This window comes from Sphingomonas caseinilytica (assembly GCF_023516455.1).
Lineage (GTDB): Bacteria > Pseudomonadota > Alphaproteobacteria > Sphingomonadales > Sphingomonadaceae > Sphingomicrobium > Sphingomicrobium caseinilyticum.
Genome location: NZ_JAMGBA010000001.1, coordinates 1,310,016 through 1,335,928, shown reverse-complemented (window position 1 = coordinate 1,335,928; position 25,913 = coordinate 1,310,016). Strand labels below are relative to the sequence as shown.

Sequence of the window (25,913 nt, the reverse complement as noted above, 5' to 3'; positions counted from 1 at the left end):
GGGGGGGGGGGGGGGGGGGGGGGCCCCCACGGCAGCTTTAGGCAAGCCCTTGGGCAGCATCGAGCTGCCTCGGGGCTCACCCACCCCCGGCCCCTCCCTTGAAAGGGAGGGGAGGCTAGTCACCCTTGAACTCCGGCTTCTGCTTGGCCGCGAAGGCTTCGTAGGCGCGCTTGAAGTCCTTGGTCTGCATGCAGTGCGCCTGCGCCCGCGCCTCCATCTCGATCGCCGTTTCTATCGAGACATGCCATTCGGCGTCGAGCTGCTTCTTGGTCACGGCGTGAGCGATGTTCGGACCCTTGGCGAGGTCGCGGGCGAGCGCCTGTGCATCGGCAAGGACATTGGGCGTGAGTCGGTTCCAGAAGCCCCAGGCAAAGCCTTCGTCGGCGGTCATGCTGCGCCCGGTGAAGAGCAGCTCCGCCGCGCGGCCATGGCCGATCAGCCGCGGCAGTATCGCGCAGGCGCCCATGTCCGCGCCTGAAAGGCCGACACGCGTGAAGAGGAAGGCGGCCTTGGCCTCGGGGGAGGCAAGGCGGAGGTCGCTGGACATGGCGATGATCGCTCCAGCGCCCGCGCAAACGCCTTCGACCGCCGCGATGATCGGCTGCGGACATGCCCGCATCGCGCGAACCAGGTCGCCAGTCATTCGCGTGAAACGGAGCAGGCCGGCCTCGTCCATCTTGGTCAGCGGACCGATGATTTCGTGGACGTCGCCGCCCGAGCAGAAATTGCCGCCCGCTCCGGTGATCACGATCGCCTTGACCTGCCGACAATTGTCGAGGTTCCAGAAGGTCGCTCGAAGCTCGTCATAGGACTCGAAGGTCAGCGGATTCTTCCGCTCCGGCCGGTTCAATGTGATCGTCGCGACGCCGTCGGCGAAGTCCCACAGGAAATGCTTGGGCTGAAGATCGTCGGGACAGAAGGTCATGCCGCCGTCACTCCGCCGTCGATGGTCAGGCAGGAACCGGTTATCGACCGGCTGGACGGGTGGCAGAGGTGGAGGATCGACGCCGCGACTTCCTCGGGCGCAACCAGCCGGCCATTTGGGTTGAGGTTGGCCAGCGCGTCGCGCGCCTCTGCCTCGGTTCGCCCGGTCCGCTCGCTGATCCGGTCGGCCGACGCGTCGGTCATCGGCGTGTCGACAAATGCCGGGCAGACCGCGTTAACGGTGAGGTTGGTCTTGGCGAACTCCAGTGCCAGACTCCTGACCAAGCCGACCGCGCCATGCTTGGACGCGGCATAGGGCGCGGCCAGCGCGATACCGCCGAGGCCCGCGACCGAGGCGACGACAACCAATCTTTTGTCTTCGCCCTGCAAGAGATCTGGAAGCGCAAGCTGGGCGCCGTCAAAGACCGCCGTCAGGTTGGTGGCGATGATCCGGTTGTAGCTTTCGCGGCTCGTCCGGCCGAACGGGGCGCTGTCGGCAATGCCCGCATTCAGGACGACATAATCCAGCGGACCGTTGGCGGCGCGAGCGTCATCGATCGCCTTTGCGAGCGCGTCACGGTCGGTGATGTCGCAGGTGACGACTGTCCCGCCGAACTCCGCCGCGACCGCCTCCAGCGGCTCCCTCCGACGGCCAAGCAGAGTAACTTTCGCACCTTCCGCCGCCAGCATTCGTGCGGTTGCGGCGCCGATTCCGGTTCCTCCCCCGGTAACCAGCGCATGACGTCCATTTGCCCAGCCCATGGCATCCATCCTTTTTCCCTGCTTGGCCCAAGCGATGAGAGGTGGCAAGGCGTGCGCGAACAAGGGAGCAGAAGACATGAAGACCCGCGCCGCCGTCGCCTTCGAAGCCAAGAAGCCACTGGAGATCGTCGAGCTCGACCTCGAAGGCCCCAAGGCCGGCGAGGTGCTGGTCGAGATCATGGCGACCGGCATTTGCCACACCGATGCTTATACGCTCGACGGGTTCGACAGCGAGGGCATCTTCCCGTCGGTGCTAGGGCATGAGGGCGCCGGTATCGTTCGCGAGGTCGGCGCCGGGGTCACCAGCGTGAAGCCCGGCGACCATGTCATTCCGCTCTACACACCCGAGTGCGGCAAGTGCAAAACCTGCCTCAGCGGCAAGTCGAACCTGTGCACGGCCATCCGCGCCACCCAGGGCAAGGGTTTGATGCCCGACGGCACCAGCCGCTTCAGCTACAAGGGCCAGACCATCTATCATTATATGGGCTGCTCGACCTTCTCCAACTTCACCGTCCTCCCCGAAATCGCCGTCGCGAAGATCCGCGAGGACGCGCCGTTCAAGACCAGCTGCTACATCGGCTGCGGGGTCACTACCGGCGTCGGTGCGGTGACCAAGACCGCCAACGTCCAGCCAGGCGACAATGTCGTGGTGTTCGGTCTCGGCGGCATTGGACTCAACGTCATCCAGGGCGCGAAGCTGGCCGGCGCCAACCGGATCGTCGGCATCGACATCAACCCGGATCGCGAGGAATGGGGCCGCCAGTTCGGAATGACCGATTTCCTCAATACCAAGGGCATGAGCCGCGAGGAAACCGTCGCCAAGATCGTCGAGATCACCGACGGCGGCGCGGACTTTTCGTTCGACGCGACCGGCAATACCGAGGTGATGCGGACGGCGCTGGAATGCTGCCATCGCGGCTGGGGCACCAGCATCATCATCGGCGTTGCCGAGGCGGGGAAGGAGATCGCCACCCGGCCATTCCAGCTCGTCACCGGCCGTAACTGGCGCGGGACGGCATTCGGCGGGGCCAAGGGCCGCACCGACGTGCCCAAGATCGTCGACATGTACATGGACGGGAAGATCGCCATCGACCCGATGATCACCCATGTCCTGACCTTGGAAGAGATCAACAAGGGCTTCGACCTGATGCATGCGGGTGAAAGCATCCGCAGCGTCGTGGTCTACTGATGGCCGACAAGGTCAACATTCCCGAGAAGCTGGAGAGCTTCTCCGACCATTGGGCGCCGCGGATCGTCGCCCGGTACAACGATCACGAAGTCCGGCTGGTGAAGGTCGAGGGCGAGTTCATCTGGCACAGCCACGACGACACCGACGAGCTGTTCCTGATCCTGGACGGCGAGCTCGACATGGAATTCCGCGACCGCACGGTGACGCTGAATGCCGGCGACCTCATCGTCGTGCCGAAGGGAACCGAGCATCGACCCTGTGCGCGCAAGGGCGAGGTAAAGCTGCTTTTGATCGACCCGAAGGACATGCCGAACACGGGCGATCCCGCGACAGCGACCGTCGCGGTCGAAATTTAGAGGGAGAGAATGATGTTCAGCCATGTAATGCTGGGGTGCAGCGACCGCGAACGGTCGCGCCAATTCTACAATGCGACCTTGGGCGCGCTGGGCATTGCGCCGGGCCAGGACTTCGGCAAGTCCGACTGGTGGATGACGCGCGAAGGATCGCTTGGCATTGGCCCGCCGCTTGACGGCGAGTGCTGCACCCACGGCAATGGCTCGACCATCGGGTTCAAGGCCGGCAGCCCCGATCAGGTCGACGCCTGGCACGCGGCTGGTGTCGCCAACGGCGGCACATCCTGTGAGGATCCGCCCGGCATTCGCGATGGCGGTTTTGGCAAAATGTACCTCGCTTATCTGCGCGATCCTGACGGCAACAAGCTGTGCGGCTTCTACCGCATGCCGAAGGAATAGGCGTGGAAACGGTCAGCGAGGTCAAAAGCCACGGCGGGGTGCAGGGCGTCTATCGCCATGCCTCCGCCGAGACCGGCACAGACATGGTGTTCAGCGTCTTCGTGCCCGCCCATGCGCCGGGCGCGAAGCTGCCGGTGCTCTGGTACCTCTCCGGCCTCACCTGCACTCACGCCAATGTCACCGAGAAGGGCGAGTTTCGCGCGGCCTGCGCCGAAGCCGGCATCATTCTCGTCGCGCCGGACACATCCCCACGCGGCGAAGGCGTCCCCGACGATAGCGAAGGGGCCTGGGACTTTGGCCTTGGCGCCGGCTTCTACGTCGATGCGACCACTACACCATGGTCGGCCAATTATCGCATGTGGAGTTATGTCACGGCCGAATTGCCCGCGCTGGTCGCCGATCAATTCCCGGTCGACATGGATCGGCAGGGGATCACCGGCCATTCGATGGGCGGTCACGGCGCACTGACCGTCGCGCTACGCCATCCGGGACGCTTCCGCTCGACCTCGGCCTTCGCGCCGATCGTCGCGCCGAGCCAGGTGCCGTGGGGCGACAAGGCCTTGTCCAACTATCTCGGCGCCGACCGATCCGCATGGCGCGCCCATGACTCGGTCGCGCTGATCGAGGATGGCGCTCGCCTTCCCGAACTGCTGGTCGACATCGGCGACGCCGATCCCTTCTTCGAGCGCGAGCTGAAGCCGGAACTGCTGGAGCAAGCCTGCGCCGATGCGGGCATCCCGCTGACCCTGCGGCGTCAGGCGGGTTACGACCATAGCTATTATTTCATCTCATCCTTCATGGCCGACCATGTGCGCTGGCATGCGGAGCGGCTGAACCGTTGATCGGTGGCGCCGACGCCTGGGCCGATGAGGCCATCCGCATCGGCACAGCGATCGCCGCCGGCCTTTTGATCGGGATCGAGCGCGGCTGGACCCAGCGACGGAGCGAGCGCGGGACCCGCGTCGCAGGGGTGAGGACCTTCACCCTCATCGGCCTCGGCGGCGGACTTGCCGGTCTGCTGGGTTCGAAGGGGCAGCCTTGGGCTGCGGCGGCCATCGTTCTCGCAGCGGCCGCAATCCTGGTCATCGGCTATTGGAAAAGTGTCCAGGAAAGCCGCGACGCGACCACCGAGGTCGCCGGCCTGGTGACCCTTGGCATCGCCTGCGTCGCCGGCGCTGGCTCGGCGGGGCTGGCGATCGCCTGCGCTGCCGCAACCGTACTGGTGCTGGCAATGCGGGAGGAAATCCACGGATTCGTCAGCCGGCTCGACGAGGCGGACGTGAAGGCGCTGGCCCGCTTCGCCGTCATCGCGCTCGGCGTGCTACCATTCCTGCCCGACCATCCGATGGGGCCCTATGGCGCGTGGAACCCGGCGAAGCTGTGGTGGGTGGTGGTGCTGGTCACCGGCTTCTCCTTCATGGCCTATGTCGCCAACCGCATTTTCGGCGCGCGGCGTGGTACCATCGCCACCGCCCTGATCGGTGGCGCCTATAGTTCGACCGCGGTCACCCAATCGCTCGCCCAGCGGCTCGGCTCAAAGGAAGCGGGTGGTTCGGAAGCCGCCGGAATCGCGCTGGCCAGCGCGGTCATGTATCTTCGCGTGATCGTCCTAGTGGCGATCCTTGCGCCGCGGATCCTGTGGTCGTTCGTCTTCGTCCTTGCGCCGGCCTTGCTGGTCGCGTGGCTCGCCGGCTGGTGGTTGTATCGCAAGGCATCCCGCTGCGAAGGACCGTCGCCGCCGGGCAACCCGATCGCCTTGGTGCCGGCCCTTGGTTTCCTGCTGTTCATTGCCGTCGCCGCTGTGGTCGCGCGGTGGGCGGAAGGCCGGTTCGGGCAGGAAGGGATCGCAGTCCTCCTGCTGGTGATGGGCTCGATGGACGTCGACGCGGCGATCGTCACCGCCGGCGGCCTCCCGCCAGGCGCGATCGGCGCCGATCTGGCTGCGCTCGCTTTATGTGGAACGATCCTTGCCAACATGTTCGTGAAGCTGGGCGTGACGATCGCCTATGCCAGGGGCAAGGGACTAAGTGCGGCCTTGGCGCTCGGGGCCAGCATGGCCGCGCTGGCGGCAAGCCTCATCATCGGATGGCTGAGGCTTTGAACGGAGGGGGAGTCGCGATCAATCGCCCCCCGCCATTATCGTCAGGCGAAGAGACCCAACGGGCTATGGGCGCGGGCGATGGTGGCGATGAAGCCATAGATCAGTGCGGCACCCGCAAGGCTTGACCACCTCATCTTCAAGGTTTTGCCGCGAAGGGCGGAGTAGCCGAGCACGATGTACAGGACGAGCAGCAGCACCTTCATTGTCAGCCAGCCGTCTACGAACGGAAATTGCTGGATGATCGTCGTCAGCATGAGGGCCGCGGTCAGAAGCACCGTGTCGATCGTGTAAGACAAGGACTTCACCGGCCAGCTCGTCACCCAGGAAGCATTGAAAGCGTTTCGGGCGAGGCCGCGCAGCAGCATCAGAACGCCGCTGATAACGACGGCGCCAATGTGGACCGCCCTGATCTCGAGATAGAATGCTTCCATGATGCTATTCCGGCGGCCTCAAATGGCGTTGCTGAACCGCGTCGCCGAAGGTTGCCGATACTGATCGAACAATGCGGCGATCACACGGGCATAAGGGCGCGCGTAGTCCGGTAGCCGCAGACGTCCGCACTCGAGCGTGACCAGGCCCCTCTCCAGGAAAGGTTGGAGTTTATCGAGCAATTGCTGTTCGAACAGGAAATCGCCTTCGCCGTCGCAAAGGATCTGCTCGATGATGCGGCGGCGGCGCTCGTCTTCGGCGGTTCGCACGATGCCGTGCGTAGCGGGGAGCAATCCGGATGAGACCCGGATCTTGTAGCGGCCGGCGTTCTTCTCATTCTGAACGATGAGGCCTGGGAACTGGCTGATCGCGCTGGCGCCGAGGCCGATCAGAATATCGGCGCCATCTTCCGTAAAGCCCTGGAAATTGCGCCGTAGCTGTCCCTGCCGCGCCGCCGCCGACAGCAGGTCGTCGGGCCGGGCATAATGATCGAAGCCGATGGGGTCGTAACCGGCGTGGGTCAGCACCTTGTGGCCAAATTCGGCCTGCCGGAACCTCAATTCGGCGTCCGGCAAGGCTTTTCCGTCGATCCGGCGCTGCCGCGCGATCAGGTGGGGAACATGGGCATAGCCGAACAAGGCAATACGCTCGGGCCGCATGTCGATGGTCGCCGCCAGCGTCGCGTTCAGTTCCGCAAGTCCCTGATACGGCAGGCCGTACATCAGGTCGAAGTTGAGCGAGCGGATTCCCGCACTGCGCAATTCCTTGACGGCGGTTCGGATCAACTCCTCCGGCTGCAAGCGGCCGATCGAGCGCTGAACCTTGGGGTCCAGTGTCTGGACACCAAGGCTGGCGCGAGTGACACCGGCATCGGCAATTGCCTGGTACCAGGACGCATCGAGCGAACGGGGATCAAGCTCGATCGAAAGTTGCGCATCCTCCGCGGAAAATGCCGCCCTCAGCGTTGCAAGCAACGCTGCGAACTGATTGGGCGAAATTGCATTTGGGCTGCCGCCGCCCAAAGCGATCCGGCGGACGTTGCCTCTTCCGCCCAGTTTCCCGGCGACCAGTTCAATTTCTTGATGAAGCGTGTCGAGATAGCCGGTGAGGCGCTGGGTCTTGTTGGCGGCGCCGGTGTTGCAGCCGCAGTACCAGCAAATCTCGTGGCAATAAGGGATGTGGACGTAGAGCGAGACCGGCCGGTCGGGGTCGATGACGGCCAGCTCCGCGTCCAATTGGCGTGCACCGACCGCATCGCCGAATTCGGCCGCGGTCGGATAGCTCGTATAGCGCGGGACCGGCGTCGCCAGCAGTTCGGGGAAGTAAGTCCAGCCCGTCATTTCCAATCCTCGACCGCGCCAATTTCGCGACGCTTGCCAGCTGCCTTCTGAAGCCGATGCATAGGCTCGCCGGGGTCCGAAACGCCCTACGCAATGCTACCTAGGCGCGCCGTTTGCCCTTTGAATCTGGGCTTTCCCGGTTAAATGGACGCCATGGCCAAGGAGCTTGCCCGGACCGAGAGCATTTTCGCGCAGGAAGCGCACCTGCGGTCGATCCTGGAGACCGCCCCGGACGCGATCGTCGTCATCGACGAAAAAGGAACGATGCTGTCGTTCAGCGCATCGGCCGAGCGGATGTTCGGATATAAGGAAGAGGAGGTGCTGGGCGAAAATGTCAGCATCCTCATGCCCTCCCCCGATCGCGAACGTCATGACGGGTATCTGAAGCGATACATGCGCACCGGCGAGCGGCGGATCATCGGCATCGGCCGAGTGCTGACGGCGCGCCATCGGGATGGGGCGGCTTTCCCGATCGAGCTTTCGGTCGGCGAGGCACGGATCGGAAAAGAGCGGGTGTTCACCGGCTTCATCCGGGACCTGACGGAACGGCAACAGGCCGAGCTTCGAGTCCACGACCTTCAGTCCGTCCTGGCGCATGTTCAGCGGGTTTCGGAGATGGGGACGCTGGCGACCAGCCTTGCCCATGAACTGAACCAGCCGCTCACCGCGATCGCCAATTATGTCGAGACGGCGCGGGACTTGCTTCAGCAGGTGCCGGACGAGGAAACGCTGGCCGTACTTCGGGAGGCCCTCGACGAGAGTGCTGCTCAATCGGTCCGCGCCGGTCAGATCGTCCGGCGCCTGCGCGACTTCATTTCCAAGGGCGAAACGGAGCGGCGGATCGAAAGCCTCCACCGCCTTGTCACGGAGGCCAACGCACTGGCCCTGGTCGGCGCCGGCGAGCAGGAGCTGGAGGTCGACGTTCGGCTCGATCCGCAAGCGGACCGGATATTGGTGGATCGGATCCAGATCCAGCAGGTCCTGCTCAACCTCATCCGCAACGCGATCGAGGCCATGGAGGAGGTCGAGGACCGGCGGCTCCTCATCCATTCGGAAAAGGAGGCCGGCGGCCTGATCCGGATCACCGTCGCGGACAGTGGGCCCGGACTTTCACCGGAGGTCGCGGAGCGGCTATTCGAACCCTTCCAGACCACAAAGCAGAGCGGAATGGGCCTTGGCCTGTCGATCTCGGCAGCGATCATCGCGGCCCATGGTGGGCGCATCTGGGCCGACCAATCCAAGATCGGCGGAACGGCTTTCCATTTCACGATCATTGACGCGGACAGCGAGGAGGCAAAGGCGTGAGCGAGAAGATCGTTCATCTGGTCGACGACGATGAGGCCGTTCGCCGGTCGGCGGGCTTCATGCTCAGGACGTCCGGCTATCAGGTCATGGCCTATTCTTCAGGTGTGGAGCTATTGAAGGGCGCCAGGGAACTGATGCCCGGCTGCATCCTGCTCGATGTCCGCATGCCCGAAATGGATGGGCTGCAGGTCCAGGAGGCATTGAAGGAACGTGGAGTCGGGCTTCCGGTGATCGTCATGACCGGCCATGGCGACGTCACCGTGGCGGTACAGGCGATGAAGGCGGGTGCGGTGGATTTCATCGAGAAGCCCTTCGAAAAGGCCGTCCTGATCAGTGCGATCGAAGAGGGATTTGCGCGGATTGACCAGGCTGGGCGCAGCCGAGCCCGGGCGGAAGAAGCCCGGACCAGGCTTCAGGCGCTGACTCCAAGAGAGCGGGACGTTTTGGAAGGTCTGGTGCGGGGCCACCCCAACAAGACCATCGCCTATGACCTGGACATCAGCCCGCGCACGGTCGAAATCCACCGCGCCAACCTGATGAGCAAGCTTGGCGTTGCCAGCCTTTCCGAAGCGTTGCGGATTGCCTTTGCCGCGGGTCTCGATGAAAACCAGGCCGACGGATCCTAGTGTAAATTTGCAATTCGGAAGCGGAGCCGGCTGCCGTCGGGCTCCGTCAGGAAAATCTGTTCGCCGACCTTGATGGCATCGGCTCCGAATTGCAGCAGTTGCTGACTTTCCAAGCCATGGCCCGCGGTTCGCCCTCTGGATTCCGCCCCGTTCAATTCGTAGCGGATCGCAAATCCCATCGGCGTTCGCACAAGATAGCCCAGCATATCGGCCTCGTTCGGCCAATGGCGGCGGACCGTTGCCCGCGCCGGTTCCGATTCAAGCGCCGGGGCATCGATTGCGCCGTCATCGGAAAGCGGCAGCCGAATCAAATAGCTGCGCCCCGCCGATCCCCTGGGAAACTCCCAGCTGGACGCAAGCTCTAGTCGGATCACCTTCCAATTCATGGGCCCCAAATTGGTAGGGACGAGGCGAATTCGGAATACGCACATGTACGGAAGTCCCGCACTCAATTGAGCTGGATCAATGCCTTGGCGCCGGGCCGCGCCGAAACCGGCGGCAGCGAGGCGCGACCCAGCGACTTCGGAAATCACGTACATCCAGAAGGTCGCCGCCTCGCTACCTCTCGCATCATGACCGGCATTGGGCCGGGGGGACATTTGAGATGGCTAACAACAAGAAGCTTTGGTCCTGGCTAGCGGGGATCTTCCTCGTTTCCTTCGGGATCCTTGGGCTGCTCGGCCGAGAGATTTACGTCCAGGCACCGCCAGTGCCGGAGCGAGTCGTCACGACCAGCGGCCAGGAACTTTTCACCAAGGCCGACATCCAGACCGGCCGCGAGGTTTGGCAGACTCTCGGCGGAATGCAGCTGGGTTCGGTCTGGGGCCATGGCGGCTATGTCGCCCCCGACTGGGGTGCTGACTGGTTGCATCGTGAATCCACCACGCTTCTCGATATCTGGGCCAAGCGCGACGGCGCGAAGAACTTCGCTGCCTTGTCCCTGGAGAGGCAGGCGGCGCTGAAGGCCCGCCTCCAGTCAGAGCTTCGTACCAACAAATATGATGCGAAGACCGGAGCGATCACCGTCAGCCCGGATCGTGCTGCGGCCATCGACATCGTCGGCGATCATTATGCCCAGCTGTTCAGCAGCGACCCTAAGCTTTCGGGTCTTCGCGAACAATATGCCATTCCGGAAAAGACCTTGAGCGATCCCAAGCAGCGCGAGCAGCTTGGCGCATTCTTCTTCTGGACCAGTTGGACAAGCGTCACGCAGCGCCCGGGCCAGGCCATCAGCTACACCAACAATTGGCCGCATGATCCGCTGGTCGGCAACCAGCCGGCCGCATCGCTTGGCATCTGGTCGATCGCCAGTGTCCTGTTCCTGATCATCGGCGTCGGCTGGCTGACCTGGTACCAGGCGAGAAAGGGCGAGGACGAGCATGCCGTCGTACCGGCAAGCGATCCGTTCCTGCGCGTGAACCCCACCCCTTCGATGAAGGCGACGACCAAATATTTCATCACCGTCGTCGGCCTGTTCCTGGCGCAGATCGTGCTTGGCGCGGTCACCGCCCACTATGCGGTCGAGGGTCAGCAGTTCTACGGCTACAATATCTCGGAAATCATTCCTTATGCGCTGACCCGCACCTGGCACACCCAGCTTGGGATCTTCTGGATTGCCACGGCATGGCTTGCGACCGGCCTTTACTTCGCACCCATGCTGAGCGGTCATGAGCCCAAGTATCAGAAGCTCGGCGTCAATATCCTGTGGGGTGCCCTGCTGGTCGTCGTCATCGGATCGTTCGCGGGCGAATGGTTCGCTGTCCAGCAGAAGCTGGGGCATCTCCAGAACTTCTGGTTCGGCCATATGGGTTATGAATATGTCGACCTTGGCCGCTTCTGGGCGATCCTGCTGTTCGCCGGCCTGATGATCTGGCTGACGCTCGTCGGGCGGGCGCTATGGCCTGCGCTCAAGAAGCCGGGCGAAACCCGGGGCCTCATCGGGATGGTGTTCGTTTCGACCATCTCGATCGGCCTGTTCTATGGAGCAGCGTTGACCTGGGGCCGCCACAGCCCGCTGTCGATGATCGAATATTTCCGCTGGTGGGTGGTCCACCTGTGGGTCGAAGGCTTCTTCGAAGTCTTCGCGACAGCGATCATCGCGCTGATCTTCGCCGGCCTTGGGCTGGTCAGGGCCCGGGCAGCGAATACGGCGGTCGTCTTCTCGACCGCGGTGTTCCTGACCGGCGGGATCCTCGGCACCCTGCACCACCTCTACTTCTCGGGGACGACCACTCCGGTCATCGCCTGGGGCGCCATGTTCTCGGCGCTTGAGGTGGTTCCGCTGGCGTTGCTGGGCGTCGAGGCTCTCCACAACTACCGCGCCACCAAGGCGGCGCCGTGGGTCCAGACCTACAAGTGGCCGATCCTGTTCTTCGTCGGAGTGTCGTTCTGGAACCTGGTCGGCGCGGGCGTGCTCGGCTTCGCGATCAACCCGCCGATCTCGCTCTACTATGTGCAGGGTCTCAATCTGACCCCAAGCCATGGTCATGCGGCGCTGTTCGGAGTGTATGGATTGCTCGGCATCGGCCTGATGCTGTTCTGCCTGCGCACCTCGTACCGGACCACCGCCTGGTCGGACGCGATGCTGAAGCCTGCCTTCTGGGCGCTGAACATCGGCCTTGGTGCAATGGTGTTCCTGAGCCTCGTGCCGCAGGGCATCTACCAGGCCTACCACAGTGTCACGACCGGCTTCTGGTATGCCCGTTCGCCGGAAGTCATCCACAGCCCGGTCATGGAGACCCTGGTGTGGATGCGGGTGCCCGGCGACACGGTGTTCAGCGTCGGGGCAATCATCCTGGCACTGTTCATGGCCAAGCTGTTGATCGGGCCGCGCGTCAAGCAGGCCATTGGGCAGGTCGAACCCGAGCCCGCGATGGTTCCGGCGGAGTAAGCCGGATTGGCGGTCGGTCCCGGTTAGCGCATTTTCCGGGGCCGGCCGCCACTTTGAGGACGAAATGAACGCAAACGCAAACGTCGACCGCCGGGCAAAGCTGCTGGAACTCCCGCCGGTTCTAAGGGCGGGTTTCCGGCCCTTCTTCTTTCTCGGCCCACTTTGGGCGATCGTCGTCGTCTGCCTTTGGATCGAAGCGCTGTCGGGCAATATTACGCTGCCGACCGCACTCGACCCGTTGGCCTGGCATCGGCACGAGATGCTGTTCGGCTTTCTGGGGGCGGTGATTGCCGGCTTCCTCATGACGGCGATACCCAACTGGACCGGGCGATTGCCAATCGCCGGCCGCAGGCTTGCAGCCCTGACACTGATGTGGATCGCGGCGCGCGCCGCCATCCTGTTTTCGGGGTCGATTGGCGGCGTCACGGCAATGCTGGCCGAAGCGGCCTTCCTGTTCACCCTGGCCGGGGCTTGCGCGCGTGAGGTGCTCATTGCCAGGAACCGCAACCTGCCCGTCGTTGGCGTAACGCTGCTGCTCGCGATTGCGGCGGTCGTCGATCATCTCGAAGGCCTGGGTTTCGTCGGCACCGACCAGATCGGCTGGCGGAGCGGCTTTGCGCTCATCCTTATACTGATCACGCTGATCGGGGGCCGGATCATTCCTTCATTCACGGCCAACTGGCTGATCAAGCAGGGGCAGGGAAGTCTTCCAGGCCAAGCTTCGACCTTTGACCATTTCGCAATCGGGACGACAGCGCTTGGGTTGGGATGCTGGGCGTTCCAGGCAGAGCCGAGCTTGACGGCCGCATTGCTGTTCGCCGCCGCTGTGCTTCAGGCGATAAGGCTTGCCCGCTGGGGAGGCTGGCGAACCGCGAGCGAGCCACTGGTTCTCATCCTGCATGTTTCCTACGCCTGGCTCCCGATAGGCCTGCTCCTGCTCGGCCTCAGCATTGTCGACATGGATGTATCGGGTACTGCCGGGCTCCACGCGCTTGGTGCGGGGGCAATGGCTTCGATGGTCCTGGCAGTCATGACCCGTGCAACGCTTGGCCACACCGGCCGGGAGCTGCATGCCGGCAAGGGCACGGTGATCATTTATGTTCTGGTCACGGCGGGCGCGATGCTGCGCGTCGCCGCTCCCTGGCTGCCGATGGACTATCTGCTGGCGATCAAGCTGGCCGGAGCGCTCTGGGGCGGTGCATTCCTGCTCTTCCTGGTGCTCTTTGGACCCAAGCTGCTCGGCCCACGACCGGACGGCAGACCCTGATCGCCGTGCTTCTGCGGAATTGAGCCAAATCAAAGAACGACGGCATCGGCTCGGCCAAGGGCAAGCTTCCTCCAAAGAAGGGCTAGCCTAAAATGAAAATTCAACTCTTCGTTACACTGGCAACTGCCGCACTTGCCGTCGCGGCACCCGCACAAGCCGAGCAGGGCGATTTCCTTGTCCGTACGCGCGCAATCCTGGTAGCTCCCACGGAGGATTCCAGCGGGATCAAACCCGCCTTTCCCAATGACGAAGTTTCCGTCACGAACAGCTTTGCTCCAGAAGTAGACTTCACATATTTCGTGACCGATCATTTCGGCCTTGAGCTAATTGCTGCAACGACCAAGCATGATGTCAAAGGCAAAGGCGGGCTCGAACCGGTTGGGGAGTTGGTCGACACCTGGGTGCTTCCGCCGACATTGACCCTGCAGTATCATTTTGCGCCGAAGGCCCAGGTCCGGCCATATGTGGGCTTGGGACTTAATTACACCCACTTCTACAATGAAGATGCGAGCGACGCGCTCGAAACCGCAATCGGCAAGACCAATGTCAAGCTCGACGACAGCTTCGGCTACTCCCTTCAGGCCGGCGTCGACGTCCATATCGCCAAGAACCTGTTCTTAAACGTCGACGTCAAATATATCGACATCGACACGGAGGCGAAGCTGACCACCGGCAATCTCATCAACCGGGTTAATGTCAGCATCGATCCAGTGGTCGTCGGTGTTGGCCTCGGTATGAGATTCTAAGGGTATGACAGGCTCCCGGTCTCTCGACCCGGAGCCTGTTTGCCGGAGTCCGGTGCTCAAAATGCTTTGACGAAGACGACGGATTCGAGATCCATGCCGAGCCCAAGCCAGCCGCTCGCCTTGGCAGACCCGGCATCGCCAATGCCCCGTGCTCCAACGCGAACTTCCATGCCGGTGCAACCCCGGTTGCGGGCGTATCGCTCGGCGGTCGCCATCAGCAATTTCCGGCCAGGTGCGGCATTGCTCAATTCGAATGTCACGAAATCGTCGATCGCCAGAACGCGGCCTTGACGCAGACGCTCGCCGAACCGGTAGCTGAACAGGCCGATCAGCAGTTCATTGCAGTCGTACAACCCTTTGAACCCGCCGTCGTGGCAACGGCGCCGCACATAGCGTCGCCATTCATGGGCAGTGATTTCCGGAGCGATTGAGCGGATGAGCGGATAGGCTGAATCCGCCTCGTCGATGCCGAGCCCAACTACGTAGTATTGCGGCTTATGTGACGCTTCGGTTGCCATGTATCCCTTTTCCCAAGGGACCAGGGGAATGTCTTTGATCTGCCTCATGTCCTGAAGATTTGATCGAGGCGCCTGAAATGGACATGGCAACCAGGCTGGAAAATCTCGCCGATTTGGGGAACGACCACCCTTGCCTTGGGTGCGCCGTGCGTGAACTGGCCGTGTGCGGCGTGCTCGACGCCGACGCCTTGCGACAGTTCAAGGAAAGCGGGCCGACCGTCCATTACAATGCGGGCGACACGGTCGTGTTCGAGTCCGACCAGGCAACCAATGTGTACAGCCTGACCTCGGGATTGCTGAGGCTTTCGAAACTGCTGCCGGATGGGCGGCGCCAGATCGCCGGCTTCCTGTTTCCCGGCGACTTCCTCGGCATCACAATGGAAGAGGAACATGCCTTTACCGCGGAAGCGGTGGCTCCTTCGGAATTGTGCAAGTTCCAGCGCCGCCAGTTCGATGAATTCATCGAGCGGCATCCGGCATTGGAGCGGCGGCTCCACGCATTTGCCGCGCATGAGCTGGCCGCGGCGCGGCAGCAGCTGGTCCTGCTCGGCCGCAAGACCGCGACCGAGCGTATCGCCTCCTTCCTGCTGATGCTTGAAGGGCATTGCCACTCGGTTTGCGCGAACCAGGAAATCGCGGTCCCGATGTCGCGCGCGGATGTTGCCGACTATCTGGGCCTCAGGATCGAAACCGTCAGCCGTGAAATCAGCAGGCTGAAGGCCCATCGCGTGATCCAGCTGACGGGCCGTCAGTCGTTCCGCATCGTCGATCGCAGCCGCCTCAAGCAAATGGCAGAGGGCTGAGCCGGCGCGATGACCCAGATCAATTAAGGCCGGAACGCCGCCGAATTGATGCGGCGCAAATGTCGGAGCCGCCTCCCGGCCTATTCAGGATCAGGCTCAAAACACAACGGAAAGTGAGTGAAATGAAACGGCATCTTTTGATCGCGACCTGCGCAGCAGCAGCCCTTTTGCCGGCCGCGCCTGCCTTGGCTCAGGGCCACGAGGCTCACCAGGCGGCGGATGCTGCTGCGGCTGCGAAGATCGTCGATATCGTTCGCAATCCCGCCGATCTGCCGGGACCGATTGGTCCTCGCGGCCCGCAAACCGTCAAGATTCACTTCGATACGACCGAGGTTACCGGCCAGCTGGATGACGGTACCACCTACCGTTACTGGACCTTCAACAATCAGGTTCCTGGACCGTTCGTTCGCGTTCGGGTCGGCGACACGGTCGAAGTGACGCTGAAGAACGCTGACGACAGCGTGATGATGCACAACATCGACTTCCACGCCGTGACCGGTCCCGGCGGCGGCGCGGCCGCCACCATGGCGGCTCCCGGTGAAACCAAGGGCTTCACCTTCAAGGCGCTGAACCCGGGCCTTTACGTCTATCACTGTGCGACCCCGACGGTTGCCCAGCACATCGCCAACGGCATGTACGGCCTGATCCTGGTCGAGCCGGAAGGAGGGCTGAGCAAGGTCGATCACGAATATTATGTGATGCAGGGCGAAATCTACACGGAGCAGGCGCACGGCGAGAAAGGAGAACTCACCGAGAGCATCGACAAGCTGCTGGCCGAAACGCCCGAGTATATGGTCTTCAACGGCGCGGCGGACGGCCTGTCGAGGAAGCCGCTGACCGCCAAGACCGGCGAGACGGTCCGCGTCTATTTCGGCGTCGGCGGCCCGAACAAGACCTCGAGCTTCCACGTGATCGGCGAGATATTCGACAAGGCCTATCCGCTGGCCTCGGTGACTTCCGCGCCGATGACCGATGTCCAGACCGTCACCGTCCCCCCGGGGGGCGCGGCAGTGACCGACTTCACTGTCCAGGTGCCGGGCAAGTACATCCTGGTCGATCACGCACTGTCGCGGCTGGAGAAGGGCTTGAAGGGCATTCTCCAGGTGTCGGGAGAACAGCAGGCGGAAATCTTCAAGCCTCACCAAGTGGAGGATCCCGCGAAAGTTGCCGCCTCGGGACACTAGCCCTTCCGAGACGGTAGCTTGGCGGCGGCGGAGCAATCCGCCGCCGTTTTTGCTGCTGCAATCAGGCTGGTGGGGCGCCTCGCGAGTTGCCGCTTTTACGGTCGCCGCAAACTCAATATGTAGGCAATATGACTCAAGGACCAAGCAGAGGCGTCGGAGCGGTCACCGGTGTTGTTGTGACCGGAGTCCTGACGGTTCTTTTCGCAATATATGCAGCGGACCTGGTGATAGAGTTCTGCCCACGGGGACAGGATTGCGAAACCATCGGCCAATTGCTGTTCGGCGTTGGCATGATTGCAAGCTTCGCGATCGCGTGGGTCCTGGGGCAAGCGACAAGAAATTTTGTCGAGCGCTGGCAGCGCTGACAATCGCGACGCTAAAGGCAAGGCGGCGCCTCGCCGTCTGCCGTCTGACGTCTGCCGTCACTGAAGAATCCATGCTAATTCAGGGTCACCAAGCCCTTTGGGAGGGATGCCATGACAATCCGCCTGATGCTGCTTACTGCGACCGCGCTGCTGATTTCATCATGTGACACCGGAAAAGAGAATGCGAACGGCGCGTCGTCCGACGCCGTTGCAAGCGCTACCAGCACTGCCGACGAGGAAGCCATTCGCCGCCAGGTCGCTCGATGGCTCGAGTTGATTAAATCGAAAGACTCGGCCGCAATTGCCCAAATCTATACCGAAGACGGCGCCGTGATGCCGCCTAATGCCACCATCGGCAAAGGACGGGCAGCCATTCAGCAGACCTGGGCGTCGATGATGAACACGCCCGGCTTCGAACTAACGTTCGCTCCGGAGCAGATTGTCTTGTCTGGTTCTTCCGACATGGCGCTGGATCGTGGAACCTACCGACTGACGATTGCGCCATCGGGTAAGGTTCAGAGCGACACAGGCAAATATGTTGTGGTCTGGCGCAAGGTCGACGGCGAATGGAAAGCGGTTGCCGATATCTTCAACAGTGACCTGCCGGCCGCGGGAGACTGACCCCGCGTAACGCTCACTGAATAGCTTGGGGGCCGATGCCCTGCCATGCACGAAAAGAAGCGCCGGCGTTGGGGAGCCGACGCTTCAATCGCAGTTGCAGGGGCAACTATTGCTTCTGCGATTATTTGAGGATGCTGGCGAAGACCTGCTTGGCCTTTCCGGGATGGCTCGCTGCCTTCGCCTGGGCGGCATTGGCCGCCGGATCGCCGACGATCACTGCCCCGACCATTCCCATCCCGTAGTGCGGCATGCATTTGTAGCCGTACACGCCAGTCTTGGTGAATTTGACGGTCAGGTTCTGGTTCATCTTGCCTTTGAACGGAGCAGCTCCTGCAGGGATCATGCCCGAGATGATTTCGGCATTATGTCCCTTGTCGGTTGCAACGAAGGTGACCGTGTCGCCCGGTGCGACCTTGACCAGCGCAGGTTCGAAAACCATTGCGCCGCGCGCGCCATTGTTGAGCATCTTGACCTGCACGTCCTTGGCTGCCGCAGGGCTTGCCAACGCCATCGCCAAAACCGCGCCGGCGATGATTGGAACGATACGCATTTCAATCTCCATTTTCTTTTCCGGGCCGCAACGGCAACCGGGCTGAGACTGGGTTAGACCTACTCGCTCGAAGACACGTTGCGCTGGATCAAATTCGGCAATGGTCCTCGCTATTTGAGGCAGATCAAATCGGCCGGTCGCCGGCCTGCGATAGCCCTGTTCCAAACATATGGATGGGGAGCGGCGATGGTTTTTGCGAATGTCCTTGCGGAAGAAATCTGGACCGCGAAATATCGTTTTCGGACCCCGGATGGAGGCGACCAAAACTATCAGGCGACGATTGCCCGTGTCGCCGATGCCATAGCCGAAGCCGAAGCTCCTGACGTTCGCGGTTACTGGCGCGAACGGTTCGCCGAAGCATTGGATGGTTTCAAGTTCATCCCCGCCGGACGGATCCTTGCCGGCGCCGGCACGGGGCGATCCGTGACCCTGTTCAACTGTTTCGTCATGGGGACCATTCCCGACAGCCTCGACGGCATCTTCGCGCACCTCAAGGAGGCCGCGGTAACGATGCAGCAGGGCGGCGGGGTCGGCATGGATTTTTCGACCATCCGCCCATCCGGTGCGCGGGTCGCCGGTGTCGGCGCTGAAGCCTCCGGTCCGCTCAGCTTCATGGATTGCTGGGACGCCATGTGCCGCACCGTCGAATCCGCCGGCCAGCGGCGAGGCGCCATGATGGGCTGCCTTTCGATCGACCATCCCGACATCGAAGCGTTCATCGACGCAAAGCGCGATCCAAAGCGGCTACGGAATTTCAACATCTCGGTGCTGGTCAGCGATGCCTTCATGAAAGCGCTCGCCGCGGACGCCGAATGGCCGCTGATGTTCAGCGGCGAGGTTGTTCGGACCGTCAGCGCGAGGGATCTTTGGGATCGCCTGATGCGCGCGACCTATGAGACCGCCGAGCCGGGCGTGATCTTCATCGACCGCGTAAACGAACAGAACAACCTTGCCCATTGCGAGAACATCCGCGCGTCCAACCCATGCGGGGAGCAGATGCTGCCGCCCTATGGCGCCTGTTTGCTCGGCTCGATCAACCTGGCCGCATTGGTCCAGCAACCGTTCGAACTGGCCGCGGCGATCGACGAGAAAGAGCTCGGCCAACTGACCCGCACTGCCGTCAGAATGCTGGACAATGTCATCGATATTTCGCGCTACCCGCTGGCGGAACAGGAAACGGAGGCGAAGACCAAGCGGCGGATCGGCCTGGGCGTCACTGGGCTTGCCGATGCGCTGCTGTTCTGCGGCACGGCCTATGGGAGCGGTCCGGCAGTCGCGTTGACCCGCCGATGGCTCGAAATCATCAAGCGCGAAGCCTATCGGGCCTCGGCCGAGATCGCGGCAGAGAAAGGCGTCTTTCCAGCCTATGACGCATGGATCCTCGAACGCCCAAACCTGACCGACCTGGATGAGGAAACGCGCGAGCTTATCGCGGAGCATGGCCTTAGGAACGGCTGCCTTACCTCGATCGCGCCGACCGGAACGACATCGCTGCTCGCCGGCAATGTCTCGTCCGGCATCGAACCGGTGTTCGCCTATTCCTACACGCGCAAGATCCGGAACGCCGACGGCACGATCCGCCAAGAGCAGGTCGAAGACTATGCCATGCGCATCTGGCGTGAAGTTCGGGGCGAAGCCGAACCGCCCGGCGACCTCTTCGTCAGTGCGCAAACCCTGACTCCGCCCGATCATCTCACCATGCAGGCCGCGGCGCAGGCCTTGGTCGACAGCTCGATATCCAAAACCGTCAACTGCCCGGAAGATATCAGCTTCGAAGCCTTCGCCGACATTTACGTCGAGGGCTATCACCTCGGCTGCAAGGGGCTCACCACCTATCGGCCGAATGCCGTCACGGGATCGATCCTCAGCACGGGAACTTCGGCGATCGAGATGCCGCCCGAACCCCTTTTGCAGCCGCGCGCCGAGGCGCTCCATGGCACGACCTACAAGCTGAAGTGGCCGGAAAGCGCGCACGCCGTCTATCTCACCATCAACGATGTCGAGCAGGACGGCCGGCGGCGCCCGTTCGAGATATTCATCAACTCCAAGAACATGGAGCATTATGCCTGGACGGTCGGGCTGACCCGGATGATCTCGGCGGTGTTTCGGCGGACCAGCGACGTCGACTTCGTTGCCGAAGAACTGAAGGCGGTCTTCGATCCGCGTGGCGGTGCCTGGATGCAGGGCAAATATGTCCCCTCTCTTCTCGCAGCGATCGGCAATGTCGTCGAGCGGCATCTTTCGGGACTTGGCGACACACCGGTTGAGGCGTCCGCTTTCGAGCCTGTGGCCGCCGGCACGTCAGTCCTGCCGCAATGCCCCCAGTGCGGCTCGGCCTCGCTCGTCAAGGTCGAGGGCTGCAACAATTGTCTGTCATGTGGATATTCGAAATGCGGCTGATCGCCCTTGCACTGACCTCGATCGCCTGTTTGCCAGCCGTCGCCCACGCGCAGGAAGTAAAGCCATTGGCCGACCTCCGGCTGCGCTGGGAAAATGTCGATCAGGACGGCTTCTCGAAGGACGCCAATGCGCTGACCCTTCGCGCCCGTGCGGGCGCCGAGATCTTGTCCGGCGATTGGGCATTCTTGCTCGAAGGCGAAGGCACCGCCGCGCTGGCCGAGAATTACGACAGCGGCGTCAACGGCAAGACCGACCACCCGATCATCGCGGACCCGGAGAACATCGAGCTCAACCGTTTCCAGCTTCAGTATCACGGCCTCAAGAAGGGCCTCGTCACGGCCGGGCGGCAGCGCATCAACATTGAGGATCAGCGCTTTGTCGGCTCCGTCGCATGGCGCCAGAATGAGCAGACGTTCGACGCCGTCCGGTTCGAATATGGCGACCCGAAAGGGTTGAGGGCCGATCTGACCTATAGCTGGTCGGTGCGCACGATCTGGGGGATCGACGGGCGGGATGCCCGGCAGCAAGCAATAAGGGGAAACAATGTCTTCGCGACGGTCAGCCATCCAACGCCTGTTGGCGCGCTATCGGGCTTCGCCTTTGTCGTCGATCAGGACGAAGCTGCGGTCCAGGGCTTCCGGCTTTCCAGCCAAACCTATGGCCTCCGCCTTGCGGCAAGCCATAATCTCTCGCCGACGGCGAAGCTCAACTACGCACTGAGCTACGCCCATCAATCGGACCATCACCGCAATCCGAACGACTATCAGGCCGATTATTGGCTGGCCGACGTCGGGCTGGATCTGAAGTCGGCCCGTCTTGGCATCGGTCACGAGAGGCTTGGCGCTGATGAAGGATTGCCCTTCACCAGCTTTCAGACTCCGCTGGCAACATTGCACAAGTTCCAGGGTTGGGCCGACAAGTTCCTTACCACGCCGCCCAATGGCATTCGCGACTGGTATGGCAGCGCGGGCTATGGCTGGAAGAAGGCGGCCGGCCTCGACGCGATTAGCGCATCGGTCGTTTATCACCGCTTCGGAAGCGATCGGCTTGACCTGCATTACGGCAATGAATGGGACGCTTTGTTGTCGGCCAAGAAGGGCCGCTGGACGGCGAGTGCCAAGATTGCCGCCTATGATGCCGACGAATTCGCCACCGACACCCGCAAGTTCTGGCTGCAGCTGGAATGGAGCTACTGAGAGCCCCGCGGCAATTCGCGCGGGAGGAGGCTGTCTGGGCTAGTGACGGACGAGGGGGCGCTGCCTTCCCGCAACGCCCCCGCATTTAGTATCCGCTCGAGATCAGTGGTTATGGCCTTGATGGCCGTTGCCGTTGACTTCAGCGTCCAACCGTTCGGCTTCGGTCTTCGCCCTGCGCCCCATCTTTGCATGATGTTTCATCATGTCTGGGCAGCCCTTGTGCATCTCCGCCATGCCGTTCTTGTGGGCCTGCTGGCCTTGCGCGGCCTGGCAATGCGAGTGGTTGGCAGGCTGGCCTGCTAATGGTGCGGACTGAGCAGGCGCCGGAACGGCCAGGGAAAGGGCAATCGCGCCAAATATCGTGATCATGTCAAAACCCCCAAGGTCTGAGCTTCAAGAATCACATTGAGCTTCAGCTTCGCCCTGGAGAAAATGACCGACATCAATTCTCGCCTGGCGAACTGGCGCGAAAGCAGCATCGGCGGGCTGGCGTGATCAGGAAAGGGGCAAGGGGGCCTCACCGCAGCAACGAGGCATGGGTCATTATGCTAATGGTGACCCCTACGGGAATCGAACCCGTGTTTCAGCCGTGAAAGGGCCGCGTCCTAACCGCTAGACGAAGGGGCCACATCTGTGGTGCGGGTGGCGCCTAGGGGATGGTTGAGATTCGGTCAAGCGGGCGCGGCGTCTTCCAAGTGCATTTCCGCCGCATTGCCCCCGTTCCACTCGTCCCGCTTGATCGTTCCCGCCAGCCACCAGCGCTGGTCGGCGGGAGATGACAGCAGTGCCTGGCCCAGTTCGGTGTCGGCCGCGCGGAAGGCAATCAGCTTGAAGGACTTGCCGTCATCGCCGACCGCAATGGCCCGAACATGGCCATTGCCGACGATTCCCGGCCTCATCAGTCGCGCAGGACCAGCCGCGACCCGAGGGGCAGGCCATCCGGCGCCATATGGACCGGCGGCCTCCAGCGCATCGCACAAGCCGCCGCTGACACCGCCGGGGGCAAGCAACGCGTCGAGCAGCAGCGATCGTCCTCCCAGCGCGGCCTCGACATCAGCTGCCATCCGTTCGCTCAGATATTCGCGCAGCGGCTCGATCCCGCCCGGCGCCACAGTCAGGCCCGCCGCCATCGCATGGCCACCGCCGGCGATAAGGAATCCGCTGTCCTTGGCCGCAAGCACCGCCGCACCCATGTCGACGCCGCTGATCGATCGGCCCGAGCCCTTGCCGGTCCCGTCCTCATCCTCGGCGATCACGATGGCGGGCCGATGGAAGCGCTCCTTGATGCGGCTGGCGACGATTCCGATCACGCCGGGATGCCAGCCGCGCCCCGATACCAGCACCAGTGAATTGCCACGTTGCGCTTCCGCCTGCTCGATCGCCTGCTCAGTCACCAGCATTTCGATCGCGCGCCGCTCCTCGTTCAATCGGTCGAGCTCGGCTGCGATGGCCCGCGCCTCTTCGGGGTTGGTGCTGGTCAGCAACCTGACCCCAAGGTCTGACTTGCCGACCCGCCCCCCGGCATTGATGCGTGGCCCCAATGCAAAGCCGAGGTCGCGGCTGGTGGGCGATTTGACCAGGCGTGCAGCCTCGGCAAGCGCCACCAGGCCAATGTTGCGCCGCTCCGCCATGACCTTCAGGCCTTGGGTGACGAACGCCCGATTCAACGTCTTGAGGCGTGCGACGTCGGCCACTGTCCCCAAGGCCACGATATCCAACAGGTCGATCAGTTTCGGCTCAGCTTCGCTTGCGAAGCGTCCTCGATTACGCAGCTCGCGCAGGAGGGCTGCGCCAAGCAAGAAGGCCATCCCGACCGCTGCCACATGGCCGTGCGCCGACCCGATTTCGCCCTCGTCCAGCCTGTTCGGATTGATGATGGCATGGGCGACAGGAAGGCTGGTTGCGCATTGATGGTGGTCGCAGACGATGACGTCGAGACCCGCGTCGGCGGCCTCCTGGAGCGCTTCGAAGGCTTGCGCACCACAATCGACGGTGACGGCCAGCGATGCGCCGCGCCGCTTCAGTTCGACCAGCGCCGCGCCCGAGGGGCCATAGCCCTCCATCAGGCGATCGGGGATGTAGATCATCGGGTCGACGCCAAGGCGGCGCAGCAGGATCGTCAGCAATGCCGCGGAGGTCGCACCATCGACGTCATAGTCGCCGAAAATGGCGATCGTCTCGCCGGCCTCGATCGCATCGGCGATCCGCGCTGCAGCCTTGTCCATATCCTGGAAGCTGGAAGGGTCGGGCAGGAAGTCGCGGATGGTCGGCGCACGGTGCCGGGCAAGGCCCGGTTCCTCGACCCCGCGCGCCAGCAACAATTGGTCGACAAGGTCGCGGCCAAGATCGTCGCCGCCGCTCCGCCGCCAGCGCCAAGGCTGTCCCAGCAGGCTCCGCTCGACATCGCAAGCGTAGATACTCATGCCAGCAACTCCGCGCGCAGCGCCTCGGCCTCAGGGCGGGAAAGCGCCGGAACATGATGGTCGGAAAAACCGCTGCCGCCTGCGACTCCTAGCCGCAGGGTGCAAATTCCGAAGAGACGCGTCCACCAACTCTCGGCAATGTCGATGCTCTGAATCTTCCGCGCTGGGACGATGGAACGGCGATGGCGCCACCAGCCCGTCTCGACGAACAAGGTCCCAGGACTGACGGCATAGCGCGTCCTGCGCCAACTGAGCCAGCGTGTGCCGATCAGGATCGGTGCGCCTGCCAGCCACGCAACGGCGACCAGGCCGAGAAAAGGCGCGTAGGCCAGCACCGTAAGACCCGCTGCTCCCATGAACGGAATCGCGATCGGAAGGAGGGCAGGCGGGCCGACCAGCGCGGCGTAGCTGGTGACATGAGCGCGCGAGATCGGTCGCCATGGGTCTGACCCCGGTCCGATCGGCCATTGCAGTGATCGCAGGACTTCCTCGGCCTCGAGCTCGTCGGCGAGTGGGGCCACGACATGATCGCCCTTGCCGCCGTCTTGCGACAGGCTTTGCAGCTTGAGTTCCCACCAGCCGAAGGCGCGGCGCATCGGGCCGCTGGCGAGGATGGCTGCCTGGACGCGTTTCGCCGGGATGGAGACGTCGGTCAGGGTAAGTAGGCCGCGTCGCCGGCGAAAGCCGGTTTCGGTCCGGTCCAGCCGGAAGCCATGCTCCCGCAACACGGTGCGAACCATTCCCGTGCCGACGCCGATCAAAACCAGCAGGATCGATCCCGCGATGATGGCCCCGATCTGATGGGCGATGACCAGATCGCGCAAGGGCCCGGAACGCGCGAACAGGTCGATCCAGAACGATTGTTTGAACGGGTCGAAGCCCATGGCGTCGCCCAATGTCTGGGTGACGCCGAACAGGCCTGCCAGCACCGCCAGCGAGAAATTGAAAAGACCGGCGGTAAGAACGCGCTTGCTGTCCATTTCGAACAGCGGGGGCGCCTCTGACTCGCTCTCGGCAGCAGCGGCGATTGGCGCCAATCCCTTCCGGGCGCGAATATGCTCCCGCAATGCCTCCGCCCTTTCGAGCGAAATGGTATGGAGGACACCTTCTTCCTCCTTGCCTCCAGCCGAACCGCCGGTTTCCAGCTTCACCCGGGCAAGGCCGAATAGCCGATGGATCGGCCCCTGCTCCAGGTCGACGTCCGTCACCCGGTCGAAGGGGATTGCCCGGCTGGTGCGGTTCAGGAAACCGCTGTCGATCCGGATTTCATGCGGCCCGACGCGATACTCCAGCTTCAGCCACCGAACGAACAGGGCCACGGTCGAAAAGACGGCCGAACCGACCACGAGGAGCACCGCGATCCACCAGCGGCCTTGCGCCGCAAGGATGGCGCCGCCTGCAAGCATGCCCCATGCGCCCCTGACCGACTGACCAAGACCGGTCAGCAGGTAAAGCGGGTGCAGCCGCTCGGGCGGACCGAGCTGCTCCGCGGGGGCAGTCATAGCGGCGGTCTGGCTCATCT

25 protein-coding genes and 1 tRNA gene are annotated in these 25,913 nt (G+C 63.0%); 15 read left to right on the top strand and 11 right to left on the bottom strand.

Going from position 1 to position 25,913, the window contains the following annotated elements; all coding sequences use genetic code 11:
- Nucleotides 1-115: 115 nt before the first annotated feature.
- Nucleotides 116-925, bottom strand: coding sequence for an enoyl-CoA hydratase family protein (locus LZ496_RS06720; protein WP_249903814.1), 810 nt, complete (start codon nt 923-925; stop codon nt 116-118).
- Nucleotides 922-1,686, bottom strand: coding sequence for an SDR family NAD(P)-dependent oxidoreductase (locus tag LZ496_RS06715; RefSeq protein WP_249903813.1), 765 nt, complete (start codon nt 1,684-1,686; stop codon nt 922-924). The genes LZ496_RS06720 and LZ496_RS06715 overlap by 4 nt, the downstream gene beginning before the upstream one ends.
- 76 nt (nt 1,687-1,762) lie before the next feature.
- Here LZ496_RS06715 and LZ496_RS06710 point away from each other — a divergent pair, with 76 nt between their 5' ends.
- From LZ496_RS06710 to LZ496_RS06690, 5 genes are read left to right on the top strand one after another with little or no spacing between them, the layout of a single operon-like run.
- Nucleotides 1,763-2,875, top strand: a complete 1,113-nt coding sequence (locus tag LZ496_RS06710; RefSeq protein ID WP_249903812.1) for an S-(hydroxymethyl)glutathione dehydrogenase/class III alcohol dehydrogenase — start codon at nt 1,763-1,765, stop codon at nt 2,873-2,875.
- Nucleotides 2,875-3,231, top strand: a complete 357-nt coding sequence (locus LZ496_RS06705) for a cupin domain-containing protein (protein WP_249903811.1) — start codon at nt 2,875-2,877, stop codon at nt 3,229-3,231. Before LZ496_RS06710 ends, LZ496_RS06705 begins: the two co-directional genes overlap by 1 nt.
- Nucleotides 3,232-3,243: 12 nt before the next feature.
- Nucleotides 3,244-3,627 carry a VOC family protein gene (locus tag LZ496_RS06700; RefSeq protein ID WP_249903810.1) on the top strand — a complete coding sequence of 128 codons (384 nt, stop codon included), beginning with the start codon at nt 3,244-3,246 and terminating at the stop codon, nt 3,625-3,627.
- Between the two features lie 2 nt (nt 3,628-3,629).
- Nucleotides 3,630-4,469 carry an S-formylglutathione hydrolase gene (fghA, locus tag LZ496_RS06695; protein WP_249903809.1) on the top strand — a complete coding sequence of 280 codons (840 nt, stop codon included), beginning with the start codon at nt 3,630-3,632 and terminating at the stop codon, nt 4,467-4,469.
- A complete protein-coding gene (locus tag LZ496_RS06690) occupies nt 4,466-5,728 on the top strand; it encodes an MgtC/SapB family protein (protein ID WP_249903808.1) in 1,263 nt (420 codons plus the stop codon). Before fghA ends, LZ496_RS06690 begins: the two co-directional genes overlap by 4 nt.
- A 41-nt stretch (nt 5,729-5,769) precedes the next feature.
- Here LZ496_RS06690 and LZ496_RS06685 read toward each other — a convergent pair whose 3' ends face one another.
- Nucleotides 5,770-6,159 (bottom strand): SirB2 family protein, encoded by a 390-nt coding sequence (locus LZ496_RS06685; RefSeq protein WP_249903807.1) that lies wholly within the window; start codon nt 6,157-6,159, stop codon nt 5,770-5,772.
- 18 nt (nt 6,160-6,177) lie between these two features.
- Nucleotides 6,178-7,497, bottom strand: a complete 1,320-nt coding sequence (hemN, locus tag LZ496_RS06680) for an oxygen-independent coproporphyrinogen III oxidase (RefSeq protein WP_249903806.1) — start codon at nt 7,495-7,497, stop codon at nt 6,178-6,180.
- 153 nt (nt 7,498-7,650) lie between these two features.
- Between hemN and LZ496_RS06675 the strand changes: the two genes are divergently transcribed.
- Together LZ496_RS06675 and fixJ are read left to right on the top strand one after the other, a co-directional pair.
- Complete coding sequence (locus tag LZ496_RS06675) at nt 7,651-8,802, top strand: PAS domain-containing sensor histidine kinase (protein WP_249903805.1); 1,152 nt, start codon at nt 7,651-7,653, stop codon at nt 8,800-8,802.
- Nucleotides 8,799-9,428, top strand: coding sequence for a response regulator FixJ (fixJ, locus tag LZ496_RS06670; RefSeq protein WP_366516696.1), 630 nt, complete (start codon nt 8,799-8,801; stop codon nt 9,426-9,428). The genes LZ496_RS06675 and fixJ overlap by 4 nt, the downstream gene beginning before the upstream one ends.
- Here fixJ and LZ496_RS06665 read toward each other — a convergent pair.
- Complete coding sequence (locus LZ496_RS06665; RefSeq protein WP_249903804.1) at nt 9,425-9,814, bottom strand: hypothetical protein; 390 nt, start codon at nt 9,812-9,814, stop codon at nt 9,425-9,427. The genes fixJ and LZ496_RS06665 overlap by 4 nt on opposite strands.
- A gap of 218 nt (nt 9,815-10,032) precedes the next feature.
- Here LZ496_RS06665 and LZ496_RS06660 point away from each other — a divergent pair, with 218 nt between their 5' ends.
- From LZ496_RS06660 to LZ496_RS06650, 3 genes are all read left to right on the top strand, one after another.
- Entirely contained in the window at nt 10,033-12,318 is a 2,286-nt protein-coding gene (locus tag LZ496_RS06660) for a nitric-oxide reductase large subunit (RefSeq protein ID WP_249903803.1), read from the top strand.
- Between the two features lie 64 nt (nt 12,319-12,382).
- The gene (locus tag LZ496_RS06655) at nt 12,383-13,585 is read left to right on the top strand and encodes an NnrS family protein (RefSeq protein WP_249903802.1); all 1,203 of its coding nucleotides are present in this window, start codon (nt 12,383-12,385) and stop codon (nt 13,583-13,585) included.
- A gap of 92 nt (nt 13,586-13,677) precedes the next feature.
- Nucleotides 13,678-14,331 carry an OmpW/AlkL family protein gene (locus LZ496_RS06650; protein ID WP_249903801.1) on the top strand — a complete coding sequence of 218 codons (654 nt, stop codon included), beginning with the start codon at nt 13,678-13,680 and terminating at the stop codon, nt 14,329-14,331.
- A gap of 56 nt (nt 14,332-14,387) precedes the next feature.
- Here LZ496_RS06650 and LZ496_RS06645 read toward each other — a convergent pair whose 3' ends face one another.
- A complete protein-coding gene (locus LZ496_RS06645) occupies nt 14,388-14,897 on the bottom strand; it encodes a hypothetical protein (RefSeq protein ID WP_249903800.1) in 510 nt (169 codons plus the stop codon).
- 98 nt (nt 14,898-14,995) lie between these two features.
- Between LZ496_RS06645 and LZ496_RS06640 the strand changes: the two genes are divergently transcribed.
- The 3 genes from LZ496_RS06640 (at nt 14,996) to LZ496_RS06630 (ending at nt 17,822) form a co-directional block, all read left to right on the top strand.
- On the top strand, nt 14,996-15,652 hold the full coding sequence (locus tag LZ496_RS06640; RefSeq protein WP_249903799.1) for a Crp/Fnr family transcriptional regulator: 657 nt from the start codon (nt 14,996-14,998) through the stop codon (nt 15,650-15,652).
- A 122-nt stretch (nt 15,653-15,774) separates the two neighbouring features.
- A complete protein-coding gene (gene nirK, locus LZ496_RS06635) occupies nt 15,775-16,836 on the top strand; it encodes a copper-containing nitrite reductase (protein WP_249903798.1) in 1,062 nt (353 codons plus the stop codon).
- 476 nt (nt 16,837-17,312) lie between these two features.
- Nucleotides 17,313-17,822: a YybH family protein gene (locus LZ496_RS06630; RefSeq protein WP_249903797.1), complete on the top strand. Its 510-nt coding sequence runs from the start codon at nt 17,313-17,315 to the stop codon at nt 17,820-17,822.
- Between the two features lie 121 nt (nt 17,823-17,943).
- Here the strand turns inward: LZ496_RS06630 and LZ496_RS06625 are convergent, their stop codons facing one another.
- Entirely contained in the window at nt 17,944-18,372 is a 429-nt protein-coding gene (locus LZ496_RS06625) for a pseudoazurin (protein ID WP_249903796.1), read from the bottom strand.
- A gap of 186 nt (nt 18,373-18,558) precedes the next feature.
- Here LZ496_RS06625 and LZ496_RS06620 point away from each other — a divergent pair, with 186 nt between their 5' ends.
- Nucleotides 18,559-20,772, top strand: a complete 2,214-nt coding sequence (locus LZ496_RS06620; protein WP_249903795.1) for an adenosylcobalamin-dependent ribonucleoside-diphosphate reductase — start codon at nt 18,559-18,561, stop codon at nt 20,770-20,772.
- A complete protein-coding gene (locus LZ496_RS06615) occupies nt 20,748-21,968 on the top strand; it encodes an alginate export family protein (RefSeq protein WP_249903794.1) in 1,221 nt (406 codons plus the stop codon). Before LZ496_RS06620 ends, LZ496_RS06615 begins: the two co-directional genes overlap by 25 nt.
- 102 nt (nt 21,969-22,070) lie before the next feature.
- Here the strand turns inward: LZ496_RS06615 and LZ496_RS06610 are convergent, their stop codons facing one another.
- The 4 genes from LZ496_RS06610 to LZ496_RS06595 all read right to left on the bottom strand — a co-directional run bounded on the left by LZ496_RS06610 (nt 22,071) and on the right by LZ496_RS06595 (nt 25,911).
- On the bottom strand, nt 22,071-22,337 hold the full coding sequence (locus LZ496_RS06610; RefSeq protein WP_249903793.1) for a hypothetical protein: 267 nt from the start codon (nt 22,335-22,337) through the stop codon (nt 22,071-22,073).
- Nucleotides 22,338-22,520: 183 nt separating this feature from the next.
- Nucleotides 22,521-22,595, bottom strand: a tRNA-Glu gene (locus LZ496_RS06605).
- Between the two features lie 44 nt (nt 22,596-22,639).
- Nucleotides 22,640-24,391, bottom strand: coding sequence for a single-stranded-DNA-specific exonuclease RecJ (gene recJ, locus LZ496_RS06600; RefSeq protein ID WP_249903792.1), 1,752 nt, complete (start codon nt 24,389-24,391; stop codon nt 22,640-22,642).
- Complete coding sequence (locus LZ496_RS06595) at nt 24,388-25,911, bottom strand: PH domain-containing protein (protein WP_249903791.1); 1,524 nt, start codon at nt 25,909-25,911, stop codon at nt 24,388-24,390. The genes recJ and LZ496_RS06595 overlap by 4 nt, the downstream gene beginning before the upstream one ends.
- Nucleotides 25,912-25,913 lie beyond the last annotated feature (2 nt).